This window comes from Haloterrigena turkmenica DSM 5511 (assembly GCF_000025325.1).
GTDB lineage: Archaea > Halobacteriota > Halobacteria > Halobacteriales > Natrialbaceae > Haloterrigena > Haloterrigena turkmenica.
Window position 1 is genome coordinate 1,663,235 of record NC_013743.1, and the last position, 15,077, is coordinate 1,678,311.

Consider the following 15,077-nt stretch of genomic DNA (forward strand, 5'->3'; position numbering starts at 1 on the left):
ACTCTCGGGGACTCGCGTCGCCGTTCCGGTGCCTAGCTATTTATCGATCGATGTGGTCACATCCATCGAGTATGGTACCTGTTACCGACCTACAAGAGATGTACGAGGCCATGGTAACGGCGCGCCACTACGAGGAGCGCCTCCAAGAGGAGTACCTCGAGGGAAAGCAACCGGCGTTCGACATCTCCGCCGGGCCGATTCCCGGCGAGTTACACCTCGCTGCGGGTCACGAGGCCTCGGGCGCGGGCGTCTGTCAGCACCTGCGCGACGACGACACGGTGACGGCGCCGCACCGACCCCACCACATCGCCGTCGCGAAGGGCGTGGATCTGAAGCGGATGACCGCCGAGATCTTCGGCCGTGAGACGGGGCTGAGCAAGGGGAAGGGCGGCCACATGCACCTCTTCGATCCCGACGTCAACTTCGCGTGTAGCGGGATCATCGCCGAGGGCTGTCCGCCCGCGGTCGGCGCCGGCCTGGCCGCGAAGAAGCGCAACACCGACAGCGTCGCGGTCGCGTTCCTCGGCGAGGGGGCGATCGATCAGGGCGCCTTCCTCGAGTCGCTTAACATGGCGGCCGTGCAGGACCTCCCCGTCGTCTTCGTCGTCGAGGACAACGACTGGGCCATCAGCATGCCCAAAGAGCGGGTCACCGACGTCGAGAACGGCGCCCAGCGCGCCGGCGGATTCGATCTGCCGGGAACCCGCGTGGACGCCGACGACGCCGTCGCGGTCTACGAGGCCGCGCGGGAGGCGATTGGCCGCGCTCGAGACCGAAACGGCCCGTCGCTGCTCGAGGTACAGGTCCACCGACGGATGGGTCACTTCATGGGCGATCCACAGGCGTACCGCTCCGACGAGGACGAGGAGGCGGCCCAGCAGCGCGACTCGATCGACCGACTCGAGGCGGACCTGCGGGCCCACGGCGTCGATAACGAGACGGTCGCCAGCCTGCGCTCGAGCGCTCAGGAACGCGTTGAAGAGGCGATCGAGTGGGCCAAAGAGCAACCGGAGCCCGAGCCGGCGGACGCCCACGAGGACGTGTTCACGAATCCGCCGTCGGGCGTAACGGACAGCGAACCGAACGCTGCGAAAACGGAGACCGGAGGTGACGACTGATGGCACAACAGGAGACGGATCCCGAGACCGAACGGCAGACCGACCGATCCCTGACGATGAGCCGGGCGATGGTCGAGGCGATCGCCCACGAGATGCGCGAGGACGAGGAGGTCTTCTACATGGGCGAGGACGTCGCCGACTACGGCGGCATCTTCGACAGCACCGAAGGGCTGCTCGAGGAGTTCGGCTGCGACCGGATCATGGACGTCCCCATCAGCGAGACGGCGTACCTCGGCGCCGCAGTGGGCGCGGCCCAGGCGGGAATGCGGCCGATTGCCGAACTCATGTTCGTCGACTTCTTCGGCGTCGGCATGGACCAGATCTACAACCAGATGGCCAAGAACACCTACATGAGCGGCGGCTCCGTCAGCGTGCCGATGGTGCTGACGGCCGCCGTCGGCGGCACGTACAACGACGCCGCCCAGCACTCCCAGACCCTCTACGGGACGTTCGCCCATCTGCCGGGGATGAAGGTCGTCGTGCCGTCGACCGCCTACGACGCGAAGGGGCTGATGCACAACGCGATCCGCGACAACGATCCGGTCGTCTACATGTTCCACAAGCGGCTGATGGGGATCGGCTGGCTGCCGGCGCCGGACGGCCCGAAGACGCCCGTTCCGGAAGACGACTACACGATTCCCTTCGGCAGCGCCGACGTCAAGCGCGAGGGGGCGGACGTGACCGTCGTCACGCTCGGCCTGCACGTCCACCGCGCGCTCGAGGCCGCGGACGACCTCGCGGACGACGGGATCGACGCCGAAGTGGTCGACCTCCGAACGCTGGTGCCGCTCGACACCGAGACCGTCCGCGAGTCGGTGGCCAAGACCGGCCGCCTCGTCGTGGTCGACGAGGACTACCGCTCGTTCGGCGTCACCGGCGAGATCGTCGCGCGAGTGGCCGAGGACGGGCTTGCCGACCTCGAGGCCGTCGAGCGGGTGGCCGTTCCGGACGTCCCGCTTCCCTACGCGCGGCCGATGGAGAACGAGGTCGTCCCGGACGCCGAGGACATCACGAGCGCCGTCCGTGCGGCCCACGGTGACGAATGAGTACGGACGACGACCGCGTCGCCGTCGACACCGGCGACGTCTGGCCCGAGGACACCGACGAGGACGAGGGCGTCGTCGTCAACTGGTTCCTAAGCGAGGGCGCCGGCGTTGAGGCGGGCGACGACCTCTGTGAGTTTCAGGTCGAGAAGGTCAGCGTCGACGTCCCGGCGCCGACGGACGGCACGATCGACGAGATCGTCCTCGAGGAAGACGACGAGTTCGAGCGCGGGGCCGTCCTCGCCTGGATCACCCCAGCGTAGCGGCGCCGCGTTCGACTCCTCTCGACAACTGATCCCAGATGCCACCGACCGATACAGAATCCGACGGGAGCGACGAACGGGAGACCGAGACGAACGGCGACGGCGGAGCGGAGAGCGACGACGAGACCGCGAACGCCGACGAAACGGACCGAACCGTCCGCGAGGAGCGATCGCTCTCCCCGATGCGGCGGACGATCGCGAACCGCCTGCAGGACAGCTATCGGAACGCCGTCCACGTGACCGCCAGCCGGGAGGTCGACGCCGAGGCGCTGTTCCGTGCGACCGAGACCGCGACCGACCGCCTCGAGGCGGACGTCTCGCTGATCGATCCCGTGCTCTGTGCGCTCTCGGCGACGCTCGAGGAGCATCCGGCGTTCAACGCGACGTTCGAGGACGAGACCCACCGGCTGTACGAGGAGCACAACGTCGGCGTCGCGGTCGATGTCGAGGCGGGACTGGTGACGCCGGTCATGCGCGATATCGGCTCGAAATCCCTCGGCGAGATCGCGGCCGAACGGCGCCGGCTGACCGAGACCGTCCGGTCCGGCGAGTACACGATGCGAGACTTCCGCGGCGGGACGTTCACCGTCACGAACCTCGGCGTCCTCGGCGTCGACTCGTTCACGCCGGTCATCAACCCGCCGGAGGTCGCGATCCTCGGGATCGGCCGGGTGCGAGAGCGCCCGCGACGGAGCGGCGACGGACTCGAGTTCCGTCGCGAGTTGACCTACGACCTCAGCTTCGACCACCGGGTCGTTGACGGCGCGGACGCGGCCCGGTTCCTCGAGACGCTCGCGGAGTACACCGAAAGCGCCGAGCGGTTCGGTCCCGACGGCTGATCCGACACGGCGGTTTCGTCGCCGCCCACGATATGGTTAGGGATCCGACAGGAATATATATTCAGCGAGACTAGGGTGGAATATGCGCGAACGATATCGCAACGGACTGGCCGTGATCGACGCCAGTCTGGACGTCTTCCGCGCCCGCCCCCGGCTCGCGGTCCTCCCGCTGTTGAGCCTCGCGACGGTCGGAACCGCGTACGCGGCGGTCGGCCTCGCGTTCCTCCACTACGGGCTGCTCGAGGCGGTCCTCGAGAACGAGTTCGTGAAGTACGGCGCGCTGTTCGCCGCTCTCGCGATCTCCTCCGGCGTCGGCGTCTTCTTCAACGCCGCGGTGGTCCACTGCGCGACACGACAGTTCGACGGGGAGGAGACGTCGGTCCGCGACGGCCTCGCCGCCGCGTGGGACGCCCGCCGGGAGATCGCGAAGTGGGGACTCGTCTCCGCGACGATCGGGACCGCCCTCTACATCGCCGAGGACAACGTGCCCGGCGTCGGATCGCTCATCCAGTCGATCCTCAATCTGGGCTGGAGTCTGCTGACGTTCTTCGTCGTCCCGGTGATCGTCACGGACCGAACGGGATCGCTCCGGTCGGAGATCCGGAAGAGCGGCGACGCGTTCGCCCGGACGTGTGGCGAGTCGATCACCGCAGCGTTCGGGATCGGACTGGCGCTGCTTCCGGTCACGTTGACCGGAATCTGCATGCTCGCCGTCGCTTACGTCTCGGCGACGGGCCTCACTGCGTACGCACTCGGTGCGCTCGGCGGCGTCCTCGTCGTCGCGACCCTCGTCGTCACGCAGGTACTGGGCATGATTGTCCGGGCGGCGCTCTACCGGTACGCGACCGACGGCGAGCGCGTCGGACCGCTCGCGGAACTCGATCCGGACGGGATCTTCGTCGATAACTGACTCGCTCGGATCGGCCGGTCGCGGTCACCCGTTCGCACCAATCACCAGTCGACCCGATTCTCGCTCGAGGACGGTCGACCGCGGTCGGCGAACCGGAACGATCCGCTAACACTGACTGTATTGATTGGGTGAGTGGTTACCGTCGGAAAGTTGGACTCGGGTACTTCTTTGACAATCTTTTTTACGGTACACGGAAACGTATCGCACGGAGCATGACAAATCTTGTCACTAACGTCGCGGACGCCGTCGAGGACCACGGCGAGAACACCGCGATCGGCTTTCAGGGCTCGGAGACGAGCTACGAGGAGTTCTGGGGTCAGACCGGGGCGTTCGCCACCGCGCTCGAGGAACGGGGGCTGGGTGCCGACGATCGGGTCGCGCTCTATCTACCGAACGTGCCGCCGTTTCTCATCGCGTTCCACGGGACGTTGCGGGTCGGCGGCGTCGTCGTGCCGATGAACCCGCAGTACAAGTCCCGCGAGATCGGTCACCTTCTCGGGGACAGCGAGGCCGAGGTCGTCGTCGCGCTGGCCGATCTGGTCCCCTTCGTTCGGGGGGTAGAGGACGAGACGAGCGTCGAACACATCGTCAGCGTCGGCGGCGACGCCGAGGGCGCCACCGCGTTCGAGGAGTTCCTCGAGCCGGGCGATCCCGGGATCGCCGAGCGCGACGACGACGACGACGCCGTCCAGCCGTACACCTCCGGGACGACGGGCCAGCCGAAGGGCGTCCAGCTCACCCACGGGAACCTCGCGTCGAACGCGAACGCGGCGTCGAAACTCATCCCCGACGGGATCCGGCCGGACGACAAATCGCTCGGCGTGTTGCCGCTGTTCCACATCTACGGGATGACCGTCGTGATGAACGCGTCGCTGTTCAACGGCGGCGCCTACTACCCGATGGCCTCGTGGGACGCACAGGAGGCCGTCTCGCTGATCGAGGACGAGGAGCTGACGATTATGCACGGCGTGCCGGCGATGTACAACGACGTCATCAATCAGCCCGACGCCGAGGAGTTCGACATGTCCTCGCTGCGCCTCTGTGGCGTCGGCGGCTCCGGGATCCCGGTCGAGGTCCTGCGCCAGTTCGAGGAGCTCTACGAGCCGAAGATCTACGAGGGGTACGGCCTGACCGAGACCAGTCCGATCACCCACTTCAACAGCCCGATCGAGGGCCGGCGCGTCGGCAGCATCGGCAAGACCGTTCCCGGCGTCGACTCGAAGGTCGTCGACGACGACTTCGAGGACGTGGATCCGGTCGAGGAGGGACCGGTCGACGAGGAGGAGGCCGACCTCCACGAGATCACTGGCGAGATCGTCGTCGCCGGGCCGAACGTGATGAAGGGCTACTACGGCCTGCCCGAGGCCAACGAGGAGGTCTTCACCGAGGAGGGCGGCCGTCGCTGGTTCCACACCGGCGACGTCGGCTACCGCGACGAGGACGGCTTCTTCTACGTCGTCGACCGCGAGAAGCACATGATCGTCACTGGGGGCTACAACGTCTACCCGCGGGAGGTCGAGGAGCTCCTCTTCGAACACGAGGACGTCGCCGACGCCGCCGTCGCGGGCATTCCCGACGAACGTCGCGGCGAGACCGTCAAGGCGTTCATCGTCCGCACGCCCGACGGCGACGTGACCGAGGACGAGATCAAGGAGTACTGTCTGACCAACCTCGCGGAGTACAAACACCCCCGCGAGGTCGAGTTCGTCGAGGAACTACCCCGGACGACCACGGGCAAAGTCCAGAAGTTCAAGCTCCGTGAGCAGGACCAAGAGAGCGAAGCGGAGGCCGAATAATGGCGCTGGGCGAGGCGGTCCACCTCGAGATCGAGGCCGACGGTCCCGCGACGATCACGCTCGATCAGCCGGATCGACGCAACGCCCTCTCCGCGGAGATCAGCGCCGGGATTTCGGAAGCCCTCGACGAGATCGAGGACAGCGACGCCCGCTGCGTGCTCGTCCAGGGCTCGGGCGGGTCGTTCTCGGCCGGCGGCGACATCGAACGGATGGTCGAGGGCATCGAGAACGACGTCCCCGCCGACGAACGGGTGCGTCGACTCGAGCGCTCGACGAACGCGCTCATCGGGCGAGTGGTGGAGTTCCCGATCCCGACGATCGCGCTGGTCGACGGCCCCGCCGTCGGCGCCGGTGCGAACCTCGCGATCGCCTGCGACGTGCAACTGGCCAGCGAAAACGCCGTTTTCGGCTTCGTCTTCCGGCAAGTGGGACTGAGCGTCGACGCCGGCACGTCCTACCTGCTGCCCCGTATCGTCGGTGAGAACGTCGCTAAGGAACTCGTGTTGACCGGCGACATCATCGACGCCGACCGCGCCGAAGAAATCGGCCTCGTCAATCACGTCTACGGCGCCGAGGAGTTCGACGAGCGGGTCGACGAGTTCGTCGAGAAGGTCGTCTCCGGGCCGCCGATCGCGCTGCGACACGCGAATCGGCTGGTCGGTGAAGGGCTGGACAAATCGCTCGAGCAGGCCCTGACCGACGAGGCGACGGCCCAGGGGATCGTCTTCGACACCGCGGATCACGCCGAGGGGGTCGAAGCCTTCTTCGAGGACCGCGATCCGGAGTACGAGGGCCGGTAATCGGTCACAGCTCGGTTTCGGCCGTCTCGTTCCGTTCGTTATTGAACGCTCTGTCCGTTCCGAAGGGGTACTTCCGGAGTTCAGTCTGTCGCGTCGTATCGTTCGTGAGACGGTAGGTGGCCGAGTAGATGAACTCCTCGGATTCGGACGGTTGCCATGAGTCGGTGACCCCACCCTGACACTCCAACTGGACGTGAAATCCGTCCATACTAGCGTTCGAAACTGAGATCGAGGTACAGTTGGCTATCACTCGTTCATCGGCCTCGAGACGGTGGTTCTGGCTCGCGAGTAGGTCGTTGTAGAACAGGCGCTCTTCGTACGTACCAGCGTAGTCCGCGACGTTCGAGGCGGTCAACGGGGTCGGTCTCTCCGGATCGACCGGATAGCTCTCGACATGCGCGACATCCTCATTCGTCGCATTCGGCCCTCCAAGAAACATGGTGATGAGACCCATTCCAACGAGAAGTAGCGTGAGAAGGAACCCGAGCGAAACGAGTCCCCGATTCGAATCCATTAGTTCAAGTCACACTCCTAATATGATAGCTGTTATGCAGTTCAGGAATCGTCGTACCGAGGGTTACGTCCACCGCGTCAACCGCCTCTACCGTGCGGTCGCGTCGATCGCACCGGGCTATCGCGACCGAGAACATCGGTTCGCTCGAGAACGGCTCCGATCGATCGCGTGAACGCGACGGGGTGCCGGGATCCTACTCGGACCGAGGGGATCCCCCACCGACCGCACCGGACGGGACCAGCGTCGAGACCCGCGCGTTCTCCTTGATCCGCAGGCCGCCGTCGGCGACGGTCAGCGGGATCAGCGGCAGGTGCGACGCGACCAGCATCGAGGGGTGGGAGCCGCCTCGAGCCAGCAGTTCGTTGCGCGGCTGCAGCTGGACGGGCTCCTCGAGGTCGGTCAGGAACTCGTTGTGCTGGAGGACGTACTGGCCGCCCTCGAGATTCCACCAACCGTACTCGTCGTCCGGATCCCGGAGCTCGGTGGGCACCGGCTCGAGGTCGGCGTCCTCGAGTTCGTCGCCGCCGAAATCCAGTCGACCGGGCGCGGCGACCTCGTAGATGGCGCTGACGGTCAGATCGATACCGTGCTCATGGACCTGTGCGGGTTCGTACACGAGGTTGTCGACGACCTCGGCGAGCGGATGCTCGGCGGACATTTCGGTCGGAGTGATGGTTTCCCAGCGCAAAAAACGTGTCCTCGTCGCATCGAATATCGTCGGCGCATCGAGCGCCGTCGGAGCCAGCGGGACCCGGGCCCCGATCGAGGTACCCTCGCCGTCGATTTGAATCACGACTGGCGGCTCGCTGTCAACCACAGTGACTTTCCACTATTCTTTCCAAAACGAACACATCTAAAAGTTAGGCCGTCAACAGTAGGGCCGATGGTACACCTCGAGCGGATTCGGATTCGGCCGGTCGCGTCCCTCGATGCGGTCTCGGTTTCGGAACGGACGCTCGTCGACCGCGGACCGGAGTGGAATCGGCGGTATACGATCGTCGAGCGAACGCCGGGAAGCGACGCCCGACCCGCGCCGGTCACCGAGGAACGCGACCCCCGTCTCCGCAGGCTCGAGACGACGTACGACCTCGAGCGAGAGACGGTGACGGTCCGCGAACGAGGAAGCGACGAGACCGCGACCTTCCACCTCGACCTCGATCGGGAGTGTTTCGCCTCGTGGCTCTCGGAGTTCCTCGACTACCCGGTCGAAATCGTTCGCACCGACGAGAGCGGCGGCCCGGACGCCGCGGCTCCGTCGGGACTGACGGTCGTCAGCGCCGAGACGCTCGAAACGGTCGCCGAGTGGTACGACGAGATCGACGCCGACGAACTGTGCCGTCGCGTCCAACCGACGCTCGTCGTCGGCGGCGCCCCGCCGTTCTGGGAGGACCGACTCTACGGGCGGGCCGATCGGATCGTTCCCGTCGAGGTCGGGTCGACGACGCTGTACGGCATCGGGCCGTCGCAACTGAGCGGCGTCTCGGCGCGCGACCCCGAAACCGGCGCGCAAACCGACGGGTTCCGAGAGACGTTCGTCGAGCGCCGCCGGGCGACGCTGCCCGACTGGGCGACCGCGGTGCGGTTCGACCACTACTTCCGGCTGCTGGCCGAGACGCAGGTCCCGCAGGCATCGGTCGGAACGACGCTCTCGGTCGATGAGCCGATCACCGTCGGGGAGCCTGTCCCGTCTCCAACGCCGGCCGACTGACTCGAGCGTCACGGCCGATGCGTCGCTATCCGATGATCGGAGTGGCGAAGCGAAACTGCCGTCTCTCGGCCGAACACGGCGAGACGCGTCCGCACTCGATTTTCACATCTGGTATTCGGAGCCAAAGCTCAAAGAGGGCGCTCTGATTTGCCGGTGTCATGGGAACGGGTCTCGATATCGGACCGGGAGCGCTCAGGGTGGCCGCGGAACCGGCCGGGGACGCGATCGAATCGGTACCGCCGGTCGTCGTTCCGGTCGACGACGCTGCGGCGAGCGATCTGACGGATGACGGACTGTCCGTGGAGCGAGAGGGAACGACCTACGCAGTCGGCGAGACAGCCGAGGCGGTCGCCGATGCGACCGGCGCGGCGCCCGAGTCGCTGTTTTCCAACGGGGTTCTAACGGTCGACGGCTACGCCGAACCGGCCCTCGAGGCGCTGCTCGAGGACGCGCTCGAGAGCGACGCGAGCGACGGGCGACTCTGCTATACGACGCCGGGAACGCTGGTCGACGCCGCGGAGCCGACCGAGGCCCACCGCGAGGCCGTCGAGTCGGTCGTCGCCGAGCACGCGGCCGACGCCACGCCGATCAGCAGGGGCTTCGCCGTCGTCTACGACCAGCTGGCCGAGGACAACTACACCGGGCTCGGCATCTGCATCGGCTCGCAGACCACCAGCGTCGCGCTGGCCTACTACGGCGTGCCCGCGCTGGCGTTCTCGCTCGCGAAGGGCAGCGAGTGGATCGTCGAGCGAGCGGCGGCCGAAACCGGCCGCGAGCCGGCACAGGTCGCGTCCGTCCTCGAGGAGTTTACGCTCGATCCCGACGCCGCGTCGGGAGAAATCGAGAGCGCGCTCGCGCAGGCCCACGACGCGCTGATCGGCGACCTCGCCGACGCGATCGCGGCCGAGGCCGACGAGAACGACGTGCAACAGGGGCTGGCCGTCCCGATCGCGGTCGCCGGCGACGGCGCGATCGAGGGCCTCGAATTCCTGCTCGGCGGGCGGTTCGACGCGGCGGCGCTCCCGTTCTCGGTTCGCGGCGTACGGCTGGCCGACGACCCCGCCGGGAGCGCCGCCCGCGGCGCGCTCGCGGCCGCCGAGGACGACGTCGACGCCTACGAGGACGTCACCTGGTCGACGGCCGAGACCGACGGGGACGGCGGCGACGAGCCGAACGGAGTTCCGGTCGGGTCCGACGCGAGCGGTTCGACGGCGCTCTCCTTCGACGAGGACCTCGGCGGCGGGGCCGACGCGGACCGCGACCGCGCGGACGACGCCATCGAGCAACTGTTCGACCGGCTCGCCGACCGCGACGCAGAGATCGAATCGGTCCGAACCGACCTCGAGTCGGCGTTCGAGGACATCGCGTACGTCGAGGAGCGGACGGCCGAGGCCGAGACAGTCGCGAAACTCGACGAGCGCCTCGAGGCGTTCGCCGACGACCTGCGCGACCTCGAGGCCGAGAGCGAGACGCACGCGAGCGACGAGGCGGTCGACGAACTGGGCGACGATCTCGAGGGGCTCTCGACGGCCTTCGAGGACTTGGAGGCCGACGTCGACGGGCTCGCGACCGAGCTGGAAGCTGACCTCGAGGCGGTCGAATCCGGGCTGGAGGACGACATCGACGAGTTGGAAGCCGAGCTGGCGGACAACCTCGACGAACTGGAGTCCGGACTCGAGACTGACCTCGAGACGCTGTCGGAGACGACGGCAGACGAACGCGCGGCCCTCGAGGAGCGGCTCGAGGAGCTCTCCGACGATCTCGAGGGAGTCGCCGACCGGGCGGGCTCGCTGGACGAGCGACTCGAGACGCTCCGAACGGAGCTGGAACGCCTCGAAACGGAGACCGCGTCCGCGGCCGATCTCGAGGACGCGATCGAGACGATCGATCGACTGGACGAGACGCTCGCGGCGATCGACGAGGATGTCGACCGGATCGATACCCGTCTCGACGATCTAGACGACGGCCTCGAGGAGCAGGCGACCCAGATCGACGGCGAACTCGAGTCGGTCGACGACCGGATCAGCGACGTCGACGACCGGCTTGAGGACGTGATCGATGACGTCGACGATCGAATTCGGGGCATCGACGATCGACTCGAGACAACCAGGACGGACCTCGAGGGCGTCGAGGAGGATCTCACGGTCGTCGACGATCGCCTCGAGGCCACGGATGACCGCGTCGAGACGGTAGCCGACGACATCACCGACGTCCGCGAGACGCTGAGTGCCCGAGCCGACGATCTGGAGGCGCGCCTGGAGAGTGCTCGGGAGACGGTCGGAGGCCTCGAGGCGACGGCGGCCGACGACGAGCGGGTCGACGCCGTCGAAGACGATCTCGAGGCCCTCGAGACGGATCTCGAAGAACTCGGAGACGGTGTCACGAGCGTCTCGGAGCGACTCGAGGACCTCGCGGAACGGACGGCGCTCGAGGACACCGTCACCGCACTCGCGTCCGACCTCGACGCCGCCGAGAGCGAGCTCGCCGATCTCGGCGACGCGTTCGACTCGCTCGAGACCGATGTCGACGACCAACTCGAGGCGACGACCGCCGAGTTCGATGCCACGGCGACCGAACTCGAGGCGCGACTCGACGACCGGACGGACGACGTCGAGACGAGACTCGAGGGCGCGGTCGGCTCGATCGAGGACGATTTCGCGACCCTCGAGTCGCGCCTCGATCGCCTCGACGAAGCGGCACCGGAGGCTGACGCGGTCGACGAACTGTCCGATTCGCTCGCGGAGACGCGCGAAACGGTCGAATCGGCGACGGCGGAGGTCGACGCCCTCGCGGAGGATCTCAACGCGCTCGAGTCGCGGTTCGGGGAACTCGAGACGGCGCTGACCGATCGGATGGACTCAGTCGAGACGGAACTCGACGACGTCGCGTCCGATCTCCGATCGACGGTAGCGGACGAGACCGACGCGCTCGCGGACCGTCTCGAGGGGCTCGGTGACGAGTTCGACTCGCTCGAGGCGGACGTCGAGACCCGACTCGAGGACGTCACCGAAACCGTCGACGGCGTCGACGCCGACGTCGAACGAATCTCGGCGCGCGTCTCAGAATTCGACGAGCGCTTCGAATCCCTCGACGAGACGGCCGCGTCCGCGGACGCCGTCGCGACGCTCGAGGAGTCAATCAGTACGCTCGAGGGAGAACTCGAAACGCTTCGGGCAGCGTCCGACGAAACGCACGAGGCGATCGCGGCGCTCGAGGCCGACCGCGAGGCGGCGCCGGCGGACGTCGCGGAACGTCTCGAGCGCGTCGAGGACCAAACTGACGATCTCGAGAACCAGACCGATGTGCTTGCGAACCGAGTCGGTCGACTCGACGACCTCTCGACGCGGGTCGATGACCTGGCCGACCGCGCGGACGGACTCGACGACCGGACGAGCGAACACGGGTCGCGGCTCGATCGGCAGGGCGATTCGCTCGCGGCCCACGACGAACGCCTCGAGTCGGTCGCGAGCGAGGTCGACGACCTCGCGACGGCCCTCGACGCGACGCCAGACGAGGCAGCCCTCGAGTCGACGGACGATCGACTGGACGCGCTCGCGGATCAGGTGGACGGACTCGAGTCGGCGCTCGACGACGTGGAGTCGGAGACGGTTCGCGGGGAGCAACTCGAGGCACTGCAGGCCGACGTCGCCGAGTTGCGAGAGCGCGTCGAGACGGAAGCGCGACCCCACGAACAGAACGAGTCGTCCGGGATAGCGGAGACGGTCGTTCCGATCGCTGCCGGCGGGGGCGGCGCCGGTGTCGTCGCCGGCGGCTCGCTCGCGCTCGCGGGCGACGGGACGATCGGCGCCGTCGCCGTCGTGCTCGGGGCCGTCCTGATCGCCGGCGCTATCGCGGCGAGTCGGTAAGGAGATCCGCGTGGGTCGCTCGCGCAGTCGCTCCTTCTCGAGGATTTTTCGCGGTCGCGAACGCTGACGCTACGCGTACGGAACCGCGGGAAAACGGTTCCGTCGGTCGTCACGAGGGCTGCGATCGCTCACTCGCGGATCGGATCGACGTTCCGCATCTCGCCCCCGCAGCGCCGACAGGTGCTGACAAGCGCGTCGGCGACCGTCTCGCGGTGCCCGCACGCGACGCACTCGTACTCGAGTTGCTCGGCAACCGTCATGTGCTAACGTTTGTAACGGGTCGTGTTAACTCTTTCCACGGTAAACGGTATCGGTGACTGTCATCGAAGGCGACTACTCGAGCAGCCAGAGTACGGCGCCGAGCGCCGTGGCGGCAGCGACCGACGCCGCGAGGAGGACGAAGGCGGGCCGAAAACCGACGAGTTCCGAGAGCGTGCCGACGATCGCGGGGGCGATCGCCCCGGCCGCCATCAGCATCGTCCGGACGACGCCGAGCCCGCCGCCGGCGACGTCGTCGGGGATCGCCGACATCAGGTAGGCCCCTCTGACGGGCCGGAAGCCGTGGGAGCCGATCCCGACCGCGACGAGCGTCGCGCCGAGAACCAGCGGCCCGGCCGTCCCGGTCAGCGCGATGAGGGCGGTCAAGGCGATCGACGCGAACCCGAGCGTGCCGACGATGAGCGGGAGTCGCCCGACCCGGTCGCTGAGATCGCCGGTGACGAGTTGGACCAGGCTCGCGAGGAAGAGGGCGCTGTAGAGCAGGCTCGCCGTCGCGTCGGTCAGCCCCGCCTCCTGCGTGAGATACAGCGGGGCGAACGCGACGAACCCGTTGTAGGTAAACGAGAACAGCACCGTCAGCAGCGCGAACACCGCGAACCGCGGGTCGCGAAGGAGCGTCGTGTACTGTCCGATGCCGCCGGCCGAGACGGCGGCCGTGGCAGCGTCGCCCGCGGAGTCGTTCGGCAGTCGTCGCGGAACACGCACTCGAAACGCCGCGCCGAGGCCGAGTCCGAGCACTCCGGCGCCCAGGAAGAGCAGCCGCCAGCTATCGCCCAGCGGGAACGAGACGCTCGCGACGGCGACGATCACGGCCGGCGCGACGACGCCCCCGAAGGCGCCGAACGTGTCGAGCACGCCGAGGGCTCGGCCCGTTCGCGCGGGGTAGGCCCGCGACAGCAGCCGAACGGCGACGGTCTTGTGCGCGCCGGTGCCGGCGCCCATGACGAGCATCGCGCCGACGAGGACGAGAAACGGCGAGTCGACGACCAGCGCGAGCGCGGCGACGGCCGCCACGACGACGCCCGCCGTGATGACGCCCACCGAGCCGAAGCGATCCGCGAGCACGCCCGAGGGAAACTGCATGGCCGCGTAGACGAGCATCAGCCCGGTGTAGGCGGTCCCGAGCACTGCGTTCGAGGCGCCGTAGCTCGCCCCGAACGAGTCGAACAGCGGCGGGAAGGCGTAGCGGAGGAACTTCGCGAGAAACCAGATCGTCGCCGTCAGGACGAGGACGTCGTAGCCGCGGAGCCGATCGACCGTCTCGCGAAGCGCCATGTGGGTCGGGGATATCCGAACGAGCGACGAATACCCACCGATTTCGGCGCCGCGATCGAAGCGGGAGCGGCGGGTGCAGTGACTGCGACGGGGTCGGTCGACAGCGGTCACGACTGATCCCGGGCAGTCTCGTAGCCGATGTCATTTCGTAGTCGATCGTCCCGTAGTCGGTCGTCGCCCCGCTGTGTTCGGCCTCGAGTCCGCTCGAGTCGGCCGCTTGTCGCTGCCCCCAGCGTCGAATACCGGCGGCGCGTCGTCACTGCGGTATCCCCACACTGGGTAATTGGACGGACGTCTACCGATAGCGTTCTCGAGCCATCGATCAACGCGATAGTATCCGTCTGACTGCGCTGAATCAGGGACCTGAACGATTAGATTCTGCTGTCGGCGGCATCGAGGACAATCGGACAAGCGAACACTATTCTAGGAGATCTATCCAAGTATGATTGTGGAATGGGGTACTATCCGTACCAGCACAACGCTTTTTCGTGGTAAGTTATCTCATTCCACCATGGTACTCCCTGCCCCACACGCGCCGGATCGATCGTACTACGAATGCCGTGACTGTGGCTACCGGGAGATGACCGACTCGCTCGAGTCCTGTCCCGAGTGCGACGGGCGAACGAGAAACATCGCGGTCGCCCGAGCGTAGGGCGACGTCGCGTC

14 protein-coding genes are annotated in these 15,077 nt (G+C 67.3%); 10 read left to right on the forward strand and 4 right to left on the reverse strand.

Annotated elements, in window-relative coordinates:
- Nucleotides 1-98 precede the first annotated feature (98 nt).
- The 7 genes from HTUR_RS07870 to HTUR_RS07900 all read left to right on the forward strand — a co-directional run bounded on the left by HTUR_RS07870 (nucleotide 99) and on the right by HTUR_RS07900 (nucleotide 6,769).
- A complete protein-coding gene (locus HTUR_RS07870) occupies nucleotides 99-1,118 on the forward strand; it encodes a thiamine pyrophosphate-dependent dehydrogenase E1 component subunit alpha (RefSeq protein WP_049941656.1) in 1,020 nt (339 codons plus the stop codon).
- Entirely contained in the window at nucleotides 1,118-2,164 is a 1,047-nt protein-coding gene (locus HTUR_RS07875; RefSeq protein ID WP_012942788.1) for an alpha-ketoacid dehydrogenase subunit beta, read from the forward strand. The genes HTUR_RS07870 and HTUR_RS07875 overlap by 1 nt, the downstream gene beginning before the upstream one ends.
- The gene (locus HTUR_RS07880; RefSeq protein WP_012942789.1) at nucleotides 2,161-2,424 is read left to right on the forward strand and encodes a lipoyl domain-containing protein; all 264 of its coding nucleotides are present in this window, start codon (nucleotides 2,161-2,163) and stop codon (nucleotides 2,422-2,424) included. Before HTUR_RS07875 ends, HTUR_RS07880 begins: the two co-directional genes overlap by 4 nt.
- 38 nt (nucleotides 2,425-2,462) lie before the next feature.
- Nucleotides 2,463-3,263, forward strand: coding sequence for a 2-oxo acid dehydrogenase subunit E2 (locus HTUR_RS07885; RefSeq protein WP_012942790.1), 801 nt, complete (start codon nucleotides 2,463-2,465; stop codon nucleotides 3,261-3,263).
- Between the two features lie 82 nt (nucleotides 3,264-3,345).
- Nucleotides 3,346-4,173, forward strand: a complete 828-nt coding sequence (locus HTUR_RS07890; protein ID WP_012942791.1) for a DUF6159 family protein — start codon at nucleotides 3,346-3,348, stop codon at nucleotides 4,171-4,173.
- Nucleotides 4,174-4,385: 212 nt separating this feature from the next.
- The gene (locus HTUR_RS07895) at nucleotides 4,386-5,969 is read left to right on the forward strand and encodes a long-chain-fatty-acid--CoA ligase (RefSeq protein WP_012942792.1); all 1,584 of its coding nucleotides are present in this window, start codon (nucleotides 4,386-4,388) and stop codon (nucleotides 5,967-5,969) included.
- Complete coding sequence (locus tag HTUR_RS07900; protein ID WP_012942793.1) at nucleotides 5,969-6,769, forward strand: enoyl-CoA hydratase/isomerase family protein; 801 nt, start codon at nucleotides 5,969-5,971, stop codon at nucleotides 6,767-6,769. The genes HTUR_RS07895 and HTUR_RS07900 overlap by 1 nt, the downstream gene beginning before the upstream one ends.
- Nucleotides 6,770-6,773: 4 nt before the next feature.
- Here the strand turns inward: HTUR_RS07900 and HTUR_RS07905 are convergent, their stop codons facing one another.
- Nucleotides 6,774-7,124, reverse strand: coding sequence for a hypothetical protein (locus HTUR_RS07905; protein ID WP_226377491.1), 351 nt, complete (start codon nucleotides 7,122-7,124; stop codon nucleotides 6,774-6,776).
- 352 nt (nucleotides 7,125-7,476) lie between these two features.
- Nucleotides 7,477-7,941, reverse strand: a complete 465-nt coding sequence (locus tag HTUR_RS07910) for a dCTP deaminase (RefSeq protein WP_012942795.1) — start codon at nucleotides 7,939-7,941, stop codon at nucleotides 7,477-7,479.
- 225 nt (nucleotides 7,942-8,166) lie between these two features.
- Between HTUR_RS07910 and HTUR_RS07915 the strand changes: the two genes are divergently transcribed.
- Both HTUR_RS07915 and HTUR_RS07920 read left to right on the forward strand, forming a co-directional pair.
- The gene (locus HTUR_RS07915; RefSeq protein ID WP_012942796.1) at nucleotides 8,167-8,991 is read left to right on the forward strand and encodes an MOSC N-terminal beta barrel domain-containing protein; all 825 of its coding nucleotides are present in this window, start codon (nucleotides 8,167-8,169) and stop codon (nucleotides 8,989-8,991) included.
- Between the two features lie 158 nt (nucleotides 8,992-9,149).
- The gene (locus HTUR_RS07920) at nucleotides 9,150-12,857 is read left to right on the forward strand and encodes a chromosome segregation ATPase-like protein (RefSeq protein WP_012942797.1); all 3,708 of its coding nucleotides are present in this window, start codon (nucleotides 9,150-9,152) and stop codon (nucleotides 12,855-12,857) included.
- Between the two features lie 128 nt (nucleotides 12,858-12,985).
- On the opposite strand, the gene HTUR_RS26670 is transcribed toward HTUR_RS07920, so the two are convergent.
- Both HTUR_RS26670 and HTUR_RS07925 read right to left on the reverse strand, forming a co-directional pair.
- Complete coding sequence (locus HTUR_RS26670; protein WP_008896873.1) at nucleotides 12,986-13,117, reverse strand: rubrerythrin-like domain-containing protein; 132 nt, start codon at nucleotides 13,115-13,117, stop codon at nucleotides 12,986-12,988.
- A 73-nt stretch (nucleotides 13,118-13,190) separates the two neighbouring features.
- On the reverse strand, nucleotides 13,191-14,411 hold the full coding sequence (locus HTUR_RS07925; protein WP_012942798.1) for an MFS transporter: 1,221 nt from the start codon (nucleotides 14,409-14,411) through the stop codon (nucleotides 13,191-13,193).
- Between the two features lie 511 nt (nucleotides 14,412-14,922).
- Here HTUR_RS07925 and HTUR_RS26675 point away from each other — a divergent pair.
- The gene (locus tag HTUR_RS26675; RefSeq protein WP_148225326.1) at nucleotides 14,923-15,063 is read left to right on the forward strand and encodes a rubrerythrin-like domain-containing protein; all 141 of its coding nucleotides are present in this window, start codon (nucleotides 14,923-14,925) and stop codon (nucleotides 15,061-15,063) included.
- Nucleotides 15,064-15,077: the final 14 nt, after the last annotated feature.

Coding starts and splice junctions, on each gene's coding strand:
- HTUR_RS07870 (WP_049941656.1), top strand. CDS start 99: ATGTACGAGGCCATGGTAACGGCGCGCCACTACGAGGAGCGCCTCCAA.
- HTUR_RS07875 (WP_012942788.1), top strand. CDS start 1,118: ATGGCACAACAGGAGACGGATCCCGAGACCGAACGGCAGACCGACCGA.
- HTUR_RS07880 (WP_012942789.1), top strand. CDS start 2,161: ATGAGTACGGACGACGACCGCGTCGCCGTCGACACCGGCGACGTCTGG.
- HTUR_RS07885 (WP_012942790.1), top strand. CDS start 2,463: ATGCCACCGACCGATACAGAATCCGACGGGAGCGACGAACGGGAGACC.
- HTUR_RS07890 (WP_012942791.1), top strand. CDS start 3,346: ATGCGCGAACGATATCGCAACGGACTGGCCGTGATCGACGCCAGTCTG.
- HTUR_RS07895 (WP_012942792.1), top strand. CDS start 4,386: ATGACAAATCTTGTCACTAACGTCGCGGACGCCGTCGAGGACCACGGC.
- HTUR_RS07900 (WP_012942793.1), top strand. CDS start 5,969: ATGGCGCTGGGCGAGGCGGTCCACCTCGAGATCGAGGCCGACGGTCCC.
- HTUR_RS07910 (WP_012942795.1), bottom strand. CDS start 7,941: ATGTCCGCCGAGCATCCGCTCGCCGAGGTCGTCGACAACCTCGTGTAC.
- HTUR_RS07915 (WP_012942796.1), top strand. CDS start 8,167: ATGGTACACCTCGAGCGGATTCGGATTCGGCCGGTCGCGTCCCTCGAT.
- HTUR_RS07920 (WP_012942797.1), top strand. CDS start 9,150: ATGGGAACGGGTCTCGATATCGGACCGGGAGCGCTCAGGGTGGCCGCG.
- HTUR_RS26670 (WP_008896873.1), bottom strand. CDS start 13,117: ATGACGGTTGCCGAGCAACTCGAGTACGAGTGCGTCGCGTGCGGGCAC.
- HTUR_RS07925 (WP_012942798.1), bottom strand. CDS start 14,411: ATGGCGCTTCGCGAGACGGTCGATCGGCTCCGCGGCTACGACGTCCTC.
- HTUR_RS26675 (WP_148225326.1), top strand. CDS start 14,923: ATGGTACTCCCTGCCCCACACGCGCCGGATCGATCGTACTACGAATGC.